General features: G+C 29.2%; 9 protein-coding genes, 3 tRNA genes, 1 other RNA gene and 1 other annotated feature. Of the genes, 12 read left to right on the top strand and 1 reads right to left on the bottom strand.

All coding sequences use genetic code 11. The annotated features are described in order from the left end of the window. The first annotated feature begins 187 nt into the window (after window positions 1–187). From TR13x_RS05600 to TR13x_RS05590, 3 genes are read left to right on the top strand one after another with little or no spacing between them, the layout of a single operon-like run. Window positions 188–2,962 carry a UPF0182 family protein gene (locus TR13x_RS05600; protein ID WP_200905821.1) on the top strand — a complete coding sequence of 925 codons (2,775 nt, stop codon included), beginning with the start codon at window positions 188–190 and terminating at the stop codon, window positions 2,960–2,962. Between the two features lie 14 nt (window positions 2,963–2,976). Next, window positions 2,977–3,432, top strand: coding sequence for an S-ribosylhomocysteine lyase (locus TR13x_RS05595; RefSeq protein ID WP_054870914.1), 456 nt, complete (start codon window positions 2,977–2,979; stop codon window positions 3,430–3,432). A 1-nt stretch (window position 3,433) separates the two neighbouring features. Beyond that, complete coding sequence (locus tag TR13x_RS05590) at window positions 3,434–4,393, top strand: PLP-dependent cysteine synthase family protein (RefSeq protein ID WP_054870913.1); 960 nt, start codon at window positions 3,434–3,436, stop codon at window positions 4,391–4,393. Here TR13x_RS05590 and TR13x_RS05585 read toward each other — a convergent pair. Further along, window positions 4,390–4,587 (bottom strand): hypothetical protein, encoded by a 198-nt coding sequence (locus TR13x_RS05585; protein WP_054870912.1) that lies wholly within the window; start codon window positions 4,585–4,587, stop codon window positions 4,390–4,392. The genes TR13x_RS05590 and TR13x_RS05585 overlap by 4 nt on opposite strands. Window positions 4,588–4,808: 221 nt before the next feature. Next, window positions 4,809–5,006 (top strand) — a binding site (T-box leader). Between the two features lie 58 nt (window positions 5,007–5,064). On the opposite strand from TR13x_RS05585, the gene serS reads away from it, so the two are divergent. From serS to TR13x_RS05540, 9 genes are all read left to right on the top strand, one after another. Then, window positions 5,065–6,339 (top strand): serine--tRNA ligase, encoded by a 1,275-nt coding sequence (serS, locus tag TR13x_RS05575; protein ID WP_054870910.1) that lies wholly within the window; start codon window positions 5,065–5,067, stop codon window positions 6,337–6,339. 107 nt (window positions 6,340–6,446) lie between these two features. Further along, window positions 6,447–7,988, top strand: a complete 1,542-nt coding sequence (locus TR13x_RS05570) for a M1 family metallopeptidase (RefSeq protein WP_054870909.1) — start codon at window positions 6,447–6,449, stop codon at window positions 7,986–7,988. Between the two features lie 143 nt (window positions 7,989–8,131). Further along, window positions 8,132–8,208: transfer RNA gene (locus tag TR13x_RS05565), tRNA-Arg, on the top strand. 26 nt (window positions 8,209–8,234) lie between these two features. Next, complete coding sequence (tadA, locus tag TR13x_RS05560; protein ID WP_054870908.1) at window positions 8,235–8,684, top strand: tRNA adenosine(34) deaminase TadA; 450 nt, start codon at window positions 8,235–8,237, stop codon at window positions 8,682–8,684. 6 nt (window positions 8,685–8,690) lie between these two features. Then, window positions 8,691–8,785 (top strand) — tRNA-Ser (locus TR13x_RS05555). 322 nt (window positions 8,786–9,107) lie between these two features. Continuing rightward, the gene (locus TR13x_RS05550) at window positions 9,108–10,127 is read left to right on the top strand and encodes a calcium/sodium antiporter (protein WP_054870907.1); all 1,020 of its coding nucleotides are present in this window, start codon (window positions 9,108–9,110) and stop codon (window positions 10,125–10,127) included. Window positions 10,128–10,212: 85 nt separating this feature from the next. After that, window positions 10,213–10,305 (top strand) — tRNA-Ser (locus TR13x_RS05545). A 13-nt stretch (window positions 10,306–10,318) separates the two neighbouring features. Further along, an RNA gene (ffs, locus tag TR13x_RS10935) (signal recognition particle sRNA large type) lies at window positions 10,319–10,583 on the top strand. 201 nt (window positions 10,584–10,784) lie between these two features. Continuing rightward, complete coding sequence (locus TR13x_RS05540) at window positions 10,785–13,466, top strand: HD domain-containing phosphohydrolase (RefSeq protein ID WP_054870906.1); 2,682 nt, start codon at window positions 10,785–10,787, stop codon at window positions 13,464–13,466. The last annotated feature ends 76 nt before the right edge of the window (window positions 13,467–13,542 follow it).

The following is a 13,542-nucleotide window of genomic DNA, read 5'->3' as shown; positions in this document are numbered from 1 at the left end:
TTATTTTTTGTTGGTTCTTTGTTCATAATTGAGTAGGTAAAATTAGAATATCGTTATATTTAATTGTGTATTTGGATGAAAGATGATTATAAAAATAATTTACAAGGTTTGAAATATGTATTTAATAGGTAGTATAATGATAATATAAACATTATGCTACCTATTTTTTTGAAAGGGGAAATTAAAATTGAACAAAAAGATTGGTTATATAATTGGTATTGCTATAATATTAGCATTAGTTTTAATAAGTTCTTTTTCAAGTATTATAAATTTCATTACAGATTATCTATGGTTTAAGGAATTAGGATACACTAAGACATTTTTTACCAAATTAAGAACTCAGTTTACAATAGGAATACCTACTTTTATTCTATTAACTTTATTGTTAGTTTTCTATTTTAAATCTATTAAGAAAAGTTATTATAAAATAGCTGGTATAATACCAAATAAAGCTGGAGAAAGAAGATTAAATTCTGTACTTTGGGCTGTTTCAGCTTTGATTTCATTATATATCTCTTCAATTTTTGCAGGTAATTTATGGTTTACTATACTAAAGTTCATTAATTCAAACAATTTTAATATTAATGATCCTATATTTAATAAAGATATATCATTTTATATATTCAAGTTACCTTTGCTAAGTGAAATTATAAATTTACTGTTACTACTTTGTTTTATATTAATTATCTTAACTGCTGTATTTTATTTGATTCTTATAACAATAAGAAGACCAGGAATTTATAATGAAGATGAGTTTTATGATGGACCAGTTAGAAATATAAATTCTTTATTTAGTAAGAGAATTTTTAAAGTTGCATTGTTCCAGATAGGGTTAATAGGTTTAGTTATATTTATTGTTATTGGTTTAAATTTCATATTAAAAAGTTATGGAATACTGTATTCTACTAGAGGAAAAGTATATGGTGCAAGTTTTACTGATGTCCATATATCCTTATGGATTTATAGAATAATGGCTTTTATATCTGTAATATCAGCAATAGGATTTTTTATTGGTATTATTAGAAAAAAAGTTAGATTAGCATTAACAGGACCTGTAGTTTTAATAATATTTTCTATGATAGGAAGTATTGTTAGTGGGTTATTTCAGCAGTTTATAGTTGAACCGAATGAAATTTCAAAGGAAGAAAAATATTTTACATATAATATAGAATATACTCAAAAGGCATATGGATTAGAAAATGTTAAAGAAATGAACTTTAATGTTGAGCAAAATTTGACAAGAGATGATTTGATTAATAATAAAGAAACTATAAAAAATATAAGAATTAATGATTATAGGCCTATAAATCAAGTATATAATCAATTGCAGGGAATAAGACAGTATTATAGATTTAATGATATAGATATAGATAGATACTATATAAATGGAGAATATACACAAGTGTTTTTAGCAGCAAGAGAATTAGATCAAGAAAAACTGAGTAATCAAGCAAAAACTTGGATTAATCAACATTTAAAATACACTCATGGATATGGTTTGACTTTATCACCAGTTAATTCAGTTACACCAGAAGGTCAGCCTAAGCTTTTAATAAAAGATATTCCTCCTGTTACAGAGACAGATTTGAAAATAGAGAGACCAGAAATATATTTTGGTGAATTAACTAATGATTATATAATAGTAAATACAGATGAAAAAGAATTTGACTATCCAATTGGTGAAAATAATCAAGAAGCAATATATCAAGGCTTAGCAGGTATAAAATTAAGTGGAATAAACAGACTATTATTTGCAATTAGAGAAGGAAGTTTTAAACTGATATTATCAAGTGATATTAATTCTGATAGTAGAATTATAATAAATAGGAATATTATAGATAGGGTTAAAAAAATAGCACCTTTTATTATATATGATAGTGATCCATATTTAGTTATAAATCAAGAAGATGGTAAGCTTTACTGGATAATCGATGGATATACTGTAAGTAGTAGATATCCATATTCACAACCTTATAGAGACTCAAATATTAACTATATTAGAAATTCAGTAAAGGTAGTTATAGATGCTTACAATGGGACTACTAAGTACTATGTATTTGATGAAGATGATCCTATAATAATGACTTATAAAAATATATTTTCTGATTTATTTTTAGATAAAGACCAAATGCCTAAAGGTTTAAAAGAACATGTTAGGTATCCTCAATTACTATTTGATATACAAGCTGAAGTTTATAAGTTATATCATATAAATAATCCTGTTGTTTTTTATAATAAAGAAGATGTGTGGGATATAGCTAAAGAGAAATACATGTCAAATGTTAAAGAAGCTGAATCAAATTATGTTATGTTTAAACTACCAGATGAAGAAAAAGCTGAATTTCTTTTAACAGTACCTTATACACCAGCTACAAAACCTAATATGACAGCTCTATTTGTTGCTAGAAATGATGGAGATAATTATGGGAAGCTGTTTATTTATAAATTTCCAAAATCAAAAACTGTAGACGGTTTAATGATGATAGAGTCTAGAATAGATCAAGATTCAAATATTTCACCACAATTGACATTATGGAGTCAAAAGGGTTCTATAGTTTTAAGAGGTAATTTATTAGTCGTGCCGATAGAAAATTCTTTATTATATGTAGAACCTATATATTTGCAAGCTGATAATGAAAACAGTTTACCAGAAGTTAAAAGGGTAATAGTTGCATATAAAAATAAAATAGTAATGGAAGAAACTTTAGATGAAGCTCTTACAAAAATTTTCGGACAGATAGATAGAGAAGAAGATAAAAATGGTGTGATTGATAATGTAGATATAAATATATCAGATGGGAATTTAACGGAAATAATAAAAAAAGCAAATGAAATATTTAATAAAGCCAAAGAAGCTTCTCAAAAAGGTGATTGGGCTAAATATGGAGAGTATTTGAATAAATTAGAAAATATTTTAAATAGCTTAAATAACTCATTAAACAATCAATCAGTAAATCAATAGGAAGGAGAAAGATTATGCCAATGAAAGTAGAGAGTTTTGAGCTAGACCATACAAAAGTAAAAGCTCCTTATGTAAGAAAAGCAGGAAAGATAATAGGACCTAAAGGTGATATAGTGCAAAAATATGATTTAAGGTTTATACAGCCTAATGTTGGTGCTATACCGACAGCCGCAATGCATACAATTGAACATTTAATGGCAACCTATTTTAGAGACGAAATAGAAGATATTATAGATATTTCACCTATGGGATGTAGAACTGGATTTTATTTAATAAAATTTGGAGAAATAGATATTGAAGATATTAGAAAGGCTTGGATTAAAGTTTTAAAAAGAATTATAGAAACTAAAGAAGAAGAAGTTCCAGCTACAAATGAAGTACAATGTGGCAATTTCAGAGATCATTCATTGTTTTCAGCAAAAGAATATGCAAAAACAGTTTTAGAAAAACTTGAAAGAGTGGGGGAATAAAATGAAAAAATATATAGAAAATATAAGTCAAATAATAGGAAATACACCAATGTTTAAATTTGATAATAAAGCTTACGACATACCAAAAAATGTAAACATATTTGCGAAATTAGAGTATCTTAATCCTGGTGGCAGTATAAAAGATAGGACAGTTTTATATATGCTAGAGCAGGCTGAAAAAAAAGGTATTATTAAGCCAGGATACACTTTGCTTGAAGCGACAGCAGGTAATACAGGCATTGCGTTAGCATTATTAGGTGTACAGAAAGGATATAGAGTTATAGTAGTAGTACCAGGTAAATTTTCTATTGAAAAACAGATTATTATGAGAGGATTAGGTGCAGAAGTTTATAGTACACCTACAAAAGAAGGAATGGAAGGGGCTTATAGAAAAATAGAAGAACTATTAAAAGAAATTCCAAATGGTTATGTACTTAATCAATTCACAAATCCATTTAATCCAGAGGCACATTATATGATGACTGGCCCTGAAATATATGATGATATGGATGGCGAAATAGATGTATTTATTGCAGGAGCAGGAACTGGTGGTGCTTTTTCTGGTATAGTTAAATATTTAAAAGAAAAGAACAAAAATGTAAAAGGTGTCTTAGCTGATCCAGTAGGTTCAATATTAGGTGGTGGTGAGTATGCTACTTACAGAATAGAAGGAATTGGTAACGATTTTATACCTGAAACTATGGATTTGTCTTTAGTTGATGAAGCTATTTATGTAAATGATGATGAAGCGTATGATATGGTTAGAGATATTGCAGCAAAATCAGGACTTACAGTAGGGTCATCTTCAGGAGCTAATTTGGCAGCTGCAATAAAATATGCAAAGAAATATAAAGGCGACAAGGAAATTAATATTGTAACTTTAATGCCTGATAGAAGTGATAGATATTTTAGCAAGGATATATATGGTTTTAAAGATATGTATGAAAATAATGAGGACTAAAAACGCTTAGTCCTCATTATTTTTATTTCTTCAGCAGACATAGAATCAAGCTGTTTAGCTTTTATAGCTATATCATTCCTATTAATAATTCCTTTGTCTACTAGAACTTCAATAATACTTGCAATAGCTAAGGTATTTCTATAATCTATTTCTTTTAAATCACTTATTTGTGAAAAAATATCTATATCGTTCATAATAACCCCCCTTAACTAATCTATATGTTTGTATTGTTGACAAATTTATGAAATATATACAGTAGTTTTGGGTAAAATAATATTTAGGTACTAGGTACTGGATACTAGGTACTAGTAAATCAGAGGATAGGTGGCATTATCAGAAATTAAACACAGTAAGTGAAAAAATTACTTGCAAAAGATTGTTTTGTATGGTAAAATTATGCTCAAAATTAGATAAGAAAAAAGCTTTGAAGGGAAATAGTAGATAATCTGGTCTCTTAAGAGAGCCGATGGTTGGTGTGAATCGGTGGGAACGGTTATCGAATCCGTCCTGGAGCTTTTTACCTAAAAGTAAAACCGATGCACCGGTTATAGTGCATAGAGTGAGCTTAAAGCTAACTAGGGTGGCAACGCGGGAGATAACTCTCGTCCCTAAATTATTTAGGGATGAGAGTTTTTTTTCGACTAAAAATAGAAACAAAAGGAGGGGTTTTTATGCTAGATATTAAAAGAATAAGAAATAATCCAGATGAAGTGAGAAAGGCTTTAGAAAAAAGAGGTTTAGGTTCAGAGATTGATGAAGTACTGAAACTAGATGAAAAAAGAAGAAAACTATTAGTTGAAGTTGAAGAAATGAAGGCAAGACAAAATGCTGTATCAAAAGAAATACCAAAGCTTAAGAAGGAAGGGAAAGATGTTTCAGAGGTACTAAATGAGATGAAGGAGCTATCTCAGAAAATCAAAGATATTGATGTTTTAGTCAAGGAAATTGACAATCAATTAAGAGAAGCTTTATTAAGAATACCTAATACACCTCATCCTGATATTCCAGTAGGTGATAGTGATGAAGATAATGTTGAGGTTAGGAGATGGGGAACTCCTACAAAATTTGAATTTGATCCAAAGGCGCATTGGGATATTGGTGCTGATTTAGATATATTAGATTTTGAGAGAGCTTCTAAAATTACAGGTTCGAGATTCGCTTTATTCAAAGGTTATGGAGCAATGCTTGAAAGGGCATTAATTAACTTTATGATAAATTTGCATACTAAAGAGCATGGGTTCACAGAAATAATGCCACCATTCATGGTAAATAGAGATAGTATGACTGGAACAGGTCAGCTTCCAAAATTCGAAGAAGATGCTTTTAGACTACCTAGTAAAGATTTCTTTTTAGTTCCTACAGCAGAAGTACCTGTAACTAATATACACAGAGACGAGATATTAAAAGAGGAAATGCTTCCAATATATTATGTTGCTTATACACCTTGTTTTAGACAGGAAGCAGGTTCAGCAGGAAGAGATACTAGAGGACTTATAAGAAATCATCAATTTGATAAGGTTGAACTAGTTAAAGTAGTTAAACCAGAAAATTCCTATAATGAATTAGAAACGTTAACTAATTGTGCTGAGAAAGTTTTACAGCTCTTAAAATTACCATATAGAGTAGTAGAACTATGTTCTGGAGATTTAGGATTTTCATCTGCAAAAACTTATGATTTAGAAGTCTGGATGCCAAGCTATAATAGATATGTAGAAATATCATCTTGTAGTAATTTTGAAGATTACCAAGCAAGAAGATTAAACTTAAGATTTAGACCTAATGATAAAGGCAAAGTGACGTTTGTTCATACTTTAAATGGTTCTGGTTTAGCAGTAGGAAGAACATTTGCAGCAATACTTGAAAATTATCAACAAGAAGATGGAAGTGTAGTTATACCAGAGGTATTAAGGCCATATATGGGTGGATTAGAAGTAATTAAGAAATAGTATGTAGACAACAAGAATGTAGATATCAGGGGATATCCCTGATATCTTGCTTAAAATTCATATAAAACTTATAGACCAGTAAATACATTTAATTTTGGAGGAGATTTATGTTAAGGAGCAGAAAATACATTTTTATAATAATAATTTTAATACTCTCTACTGTATTTACTAGTTGTAGATATAAATTCAATAAAACTGATAAAGCAGATATAAGTAAAAATAAATATGAAACTTTAATGATAGATGATTATAACAATGTTGACATAGATAATATAAGTCAATATCAGATAGATGTGGTATTTAATCCAGAAGAAAAATATTATACAGCTAAGCAAAATGTTGTATATATAAATAATGAGGATATTTCATTGAATGAGATATATTTTCACATTTACCCTAATGCATTTAAGAAAGAGAGTACTGCTCCTTTTTTATTTGATAATTTTAAAAAGGCATATCCTAATGGATTTAAACCTGGTTATATAGACATACAAAAAGTTTCAGTAAATAATAAAGAGCTAGATTTTAGCATAATTGGTGAAGATAAAACTATACTTAAAATACCTTTAAGTGATGAAGTATTGCCTAAACAAAAAATAAACATCTATATAGAATATAAGGTGGTTATACCTCCAGCTCATGATAGATTTGGATATGGTGAAAAGACCTTTAATCTAGGAAATTGGTATCCTATACTTGCTGTTTATGATGATGAAGGGTGGAATTTAGATCCATATTATAGTATTGGGGATCCTTTTTATAGTGAAGTAAGCAACTATCAAGTAACGATAAAAGCTCCAAAAGATATTAAAATAGCTGCTTCTGGTTTGAAAATATCAGAAAAAACGATAGATAATATGAAAATATGGAAGTTTAAAGCTGAATTAATGCGAGATTTTGCTTGGGTTGCAAGTAAAGATTTTATTGAAGATGAAATAAAAGTAAATGATACTATAGTTAAATTTTATTTTTTGAATGATAACATTGAAATACAGAGTTTTGTAAAAAATGTAGCTTTTGATTGTATCAACATATTTAATAAGATATTTGGTAAATATCCATATAAGCAGTATTCAGTTGTTGCTACAAATTTTTCAAGTGGTATGGAATATCCAGGAATAGTTTTTATAGGAGAAGAATATTATTCTGATGAATATAGAGAATTTTTAGAGACAGTAATAGTTCATGAAACAGCACATCAATGGTGGTATGGCATTGTTGGAAATGATGAAGTAGATGAAGCATGGTTAGATGAATCTATAACTTCTTATTCAGAGGTTATTTATATTAGTGAAAAATATGGTGATGAAGTTGGAGAATATTATTACTATGAAAATACATCAAATTACTATATATCTAGAAAATCAATATTAAAGATTCCGGATGAAGTTATAGTAAAACCTTTAAGTAAATTTAAAGGATGGGATGATTATGCACCATTAATTTATTCTAAAGGAGCAATGTTTATATATGAAATAAAAGAAAAATATGGTGAAGATGTACTTTATAACATACTAAATGAGTTTTTTAATAGGTATAGATTTAAAATTGCTTCTACTAGTGATTTTGTCAATGTATGTGAAGATATCACTGGGGATGATTTTACTGATTTAATAAATTATTGGCTCTATGGTAAAAATGTATCTTAAGTGGTTTAAAAATTGCTTTTTAGGTAAAAACTATTAGGTATATTTAAGGATTTTAAACAATTGTACATTAAAACTAATTTGACAAAAAAAATTTATTGATGTATTATATATAGTTGTGGTAATGGCTGATTTTAAGATTTTGTGCACCCGTAGCTCAGCAGGATAGAGCGGCGGCCTCCTAAGCCGTGTGTCGGAGGTTCGAATCCTCTCGGGTGCGCCATTTTTATATATAGGGGATACTTGTCTATGGATGAATATTTCATGAGGTTGGCTTTAGAAGAGGCATATAAAGCTTATAAAATTGATGAGGTTCCTGTAGGGGCTGTTATTGTAAAAGATGGAGAGGTTATAGGAAGAGGATATAATATTAAAGAAACGCTCAAGGACGCTACTTGTCATGCAGAGATTATAGCTATTAAAGAGGCAAGTAAAAAATTAGGTGGCTGGAGACTTTTAGGAGCTACTATGTATGTTACTATAGAGCCTTGCCCTATGTGTGCAGGAGCAATAGTAAACTCTAGGATAGAAAAACTTGTCATAGGAGCCAAAGATTTTAAAATGGGCGGCTGTGGTTCTGTAATAAATATAGTTGATAATCCTAAATTTAATCATAGAGTACAAATTGTATGGGGTGTGCTAGATAAGCAGTGCTCTGATATTATGAAGGAGTTTTTTAAAAAACTAAGAAAAAAATAATACTATGGAGAGATGGCAGAGCTGGTCGAATGCGCCTGACTCGAAATCAGGTGTACACCCCCTAAGGTGTACCGAGGGTTCGAATCCCTCTCTCTCCGCCATATGAAAATAAGAGAGTATCTTTATGATATTTTTAGACAAAGTACTAATTGATATAAAGATAATATTATAAGAATAAGTAAATTCATAAGTGCACAGGGGAGTAACTGGCACTTTTATAGTGTAATTAAGCCAACATCATGATAAGTTCTCTTATCTGGCTTAATTTTAAATAGTGAGACTTGTGTATAGCGTTATTACGTTATACTCAAGTCTTTGTTTTTGATAAGAGAAATCGATAGTTTATAGTTAATAGTTAATAGACTAGTTATTGTGGACTATTGACTAACAACTATTAACTTAATGAAAAAGGATGGTGTTTTTATGGAAACATTTGTATTAAATATTATTGCTAATTCATCTTTACCTATTCTTTTTATGATTATAGCAATAATGCTATATACATTAAGTAAAGGAGCAGATTTACTAGTAAATGAGGCAGTAGCATTATCAGAAGAATTAGGAATACCTAAAATGATTATTGGTGCTACAATTGTAAGTTTAGGAACTACACTTCCTGAAGCTTCAGTTTCAGTTATGGCATCAATTTCAGGTAATTCTAGTTTGGCTTTAGGTAATGCAGTTGGTTCTGTAATATGTGATACTGGACTCATATTAGGTATTGCGGCATTAATTTCCCCATTAAAAATTCAGAAAGATATTGTTAATAGACATGGTTGGATTCAATTTTTTGCTGGATTATTATTGGTAATAGTTTCTATACCATTTACTTCTTTAAGTCATATATTTACTAATGGAGGATATATATCTAAATCATCTGGATTTTTATTTATTTTTCTATTGATAATATATATATATACTTCTGTAAGATGGACTAAAAATAACAAGGATGAAAATGCAGTTACAGTAGAATTCAGTGGAGAAATAGAAAATAAATTCATGATTTTAATAAAACTGATTTTAGGCGTAGTTATTATTATAATTTCTTCAAAATTATTAATTCCGACAGTGCAAGAAACAGCTATAAGATTAAGCGTTCCGAATAGTGTAATAGCAGCTACTTTAGTTGCGTTTGGCACGTCACTTCCTGAACTTGTTACATCTGTTACAGCTTCTATAAAAGGTCATGGAGAATTAGCTATTGGTAATGTTATAGGTGCAGATATTTTAAATGTATTATTTGTGGTAGGATCAGCTGCAGCATTTTCAAAAGAAGGTATACATGTTACTCCTGATTTTTTCAAACTATATTTTCCAGCAATGATATTTATTTTAACTATATTTAGATTAGGTACTATACTTAGTAAAGATAAACTTAGAAGATCATTTGGACTGATTTTGCTGTTAACTTATGTTGTAATAAGCATGTTAAGCTATTTATAGATAAATTTAGTATTATTTAACACTTTACAAGTACCAATAGAAAATGATATAATTATATTTGCATGATTTTAAGATAATATATTTTGGAGAGATGGCTGAGTCTGGCTGAAGGCGCTCGCCTGGAAAGCGGGTAGACGCGAAAAGCGTCTCGCGGGTTCGAATCCCGCTCTCTCCGCCAAAATTAAATTTTGCCGTGCTAGATGGGGAGGTAGCGGTGCCCTGTAACCTGCAATCCGCTATAGCAGGGTCGAATTCCCGATTGAGGCTTGCTATTGTGAGGTCTGCCCTGAGTAAGTGGCGTTGACGATTGGGTCCTACGCAACGGAAATTCATGAACCCCGTCAGGTCCGGGAGGAAGCAGCGGTAAGTGAACACTTCCGTGTGCCGTAGGGGTGCCTGGTTTGAGTTAACTGCTCAGGTAACGCTTGGGGTAGTAAGTCAAGGTCGGGTGCACGGCTTTAAATTAAAGAACTAATTAAAGGACTATGGTGTAGATCATAGTTCTTATTTTTATTTTAGAAAGTTATCATTTTTTTGTAGAAAAATGTAGAAAAATATAGGAAAATATTGTATTATGTAGAGTATATAGTATTACAACTTTTGTTGTTAGAAAATTGAATAATTTTACTTACTTAAAATTAATAAAGGGTGTTTGTTATGATATTTAATTCGTTTAAGAGAAAATTAATCGTTGCACTTATTATGTTAGCGATTTTTCCAATCATTACTTTGGGTTTTGTAGTCAATTTAACAGTAAAGGAGCAGATAATAAATCAAGCAATTGATGTTAAAACTCAGTTTGTAGCTAATAAAACAGATGAGATTAATAGGTGGTTTAACGATAAAGAGAAAACTTTAGAAGCTATTATAAGTGATTATCTAGCTCATAAAGAACAGATGGATTCAGTAATTAGTTCTGAAAATATAGATAGTTATCTTGCCGATTTAGCTAAAAATATAGATTCTTTTTCAGATATATATGTAATTATAAAAGGTAGAGAAGAATATAACTCTGCTTTATTAGATGGTGAAAATGATATTAGAATAAAACTATTATATGATAAAGTATTAAAAACCGGCAATACTTTATGGAGTCAACCTTATAAAGATTTAAAGACTGGAAAAATGATTTTGACTATATTTATTCCTATAAAAGATGCAACAGGAGAAATAAAAGAAGTAATAGGAGCAAATATATTTATTAATTCTATAGAAGATGTATTTAAGGAGCTAAGAGAAAAATTAGTAGCTGATGGTTTTACTGTTAGAGTTATGACTTTAGAAGGTAATAAGATAGATCTTTTTAATGGCATTAATAGATCAACTAATAGTCTTGACAAAGAATTAGAAAATATTAATTTATCAACATTAATAGATGGAGATAATGGAAAAATATCGATTCAAGGTAAAGAATATTTTGTTATTCAATCAATTATTCCTAAGGTAGGATGGAAATTAGTTTGTTTAATAGATAAACGTATATTTTTTACAAATATAATGAGACTAAATAAATACATAACAATAACTGTAATATTTACACTTATATTTGTAATATTATTAGCTTCATTTTTATCTAATCAATTTTCTAAACCATTAGAAAAATTAAGGGAAGGGACTATTGAGTTATATAAAGGCAATTATGATTATAAAATCTCAATGTATAGAGATGATGAATTTGGACAATTGGCAAAAGCCTTTAATAGAACAACAGATGAACTTGATAAAACCTATAAAAGATTAAGTGAACAGACAAAAATGTTAATAGAAAATAATAAACAGTTACGGGATATGAATATTGAGTTACAGGCTTCATATGAACAACTTCAGGCTGTTACATTGGAGCTCAATGAATCAAAAGAAAAATATAGATTATTAGTTGAAAATATGAATGATTTAGTATGGGTTATTGATTCTAATTGTAGAATTATGTTTGTTAATAAACAGATAAAAGATATGTTGAAATACGACAAGGAAGAAGTTGTAGGTACAGATATAAGGGATCTCTTATCAAAGATGTGGTATTTTAATAGTATAGAAGGTAAAAGTAAAAGTTTAAATAGTGACTTTAAGAAGTTGATGGAAAGTGATTATAATAGTGTTCAAGTTATATTAAAGTCTAAGAATGGAAAAGAAGTAATAGGAGAAGTTAGTACTAGAAGAATATTTGATAAAGGAAAATTTATTGGGGTACATGGTGTATTAAGGAATATTACAGAGAGAAAACAATTATATAGCCAGATCATAAGAAAAAATAAAGAGCTTTCTACAATCAATAAAATCAGTAAAAACTTAAATTCTACAATGAATATAAATAAACTTCTAAAAATGGTTGTTGATGATATAGTAGACCTAATGGAAGTTCCTCTGTGTACAATAAGATTATTAACAGAAGATGATAAATTAAAGTTAATGTCCTATTCAGGAGAACTAACAGATATTATATGGTCTGATGAGATACCAGTTAACGAGGATATTTTAGGAGAAGCTATAAAAAAAGGTGACATTATTAAACTTAGTGATTTTACTGACAAAAATATAAGCAAGTACAATAAGAAAGTTATTGAAAGTGGAAAGGTCGATCGTATAAATGTCATTCCACTGATTGCAAGAGAAAAAATATTAGGAGTACTTACAGTAACTACAAAAAAAGAGATTGATGAAAGTGAAACTACTATTTTGACTTCTGTAGCAAATCAAGTAGCCATGATGATTGAAAATATAAACTTATATAATGGACTAAAAGAGAGTTATTTAAGAACAATAAAGACTTTAGCAGCAGCAGTAGAAGCCAAAGATAAATATACAGAAGGTCATTCATATAGAGTTTCTAAATATTCATATATAATTGCAAAACATATGGGATTACCTAACAGGGTATGTGAAGAAGTAGAAATAGGTGGTATTCTTCATGATATAGGCAAAATAGGAATTAAAGATTCAATACTTACTAAACCAGGGAAATTGACTTATGAAGAATTTAATGAAATAAAAAGACATCCTACAATAGGTGATAAAATACTTCAAAACGTAGGTTTTTCAGATATTGTTATGAATGTAATCAAATATCATCACAAAAGGTATGATTTAAATGGCTATCCTGAAGAAAATAAAATATCAGAATTACCTTTAGAAGCTTGTATAGTAGGTGTTGCTGATGCTTTAGATGCAATGGCTTCAAGCAGGTCATATAGAAAGGCTATGAGTATAGAAGATGCTATTAAAGAAATTATTAAAAATAAAGGAACTCAATTTCATCCAGAGGTTGTAGATGCATTGGTGGATATGTATAAAAAGACTCCTGAAACTATTATAGAAATTTCGAAATCTTATTGCGATTAACATTAAATGACTAGCGGCTTTGGCCGCTTTTTTTATGGTAGAAGTATTTAGTATCTGATATAATTAATTATGGAAA

This window comes from Caloranaerobacter sp. TR13 (assembly GCF_001316435.1).
Lineage (GTDB): Bacteria > Bacillota > Clostridia > Tissierellales > Thermohalobacteraceae > Caloranaerobacter.
This window is presented reverse-complemented; position numbering and strand designations above follow the sequence as displayed.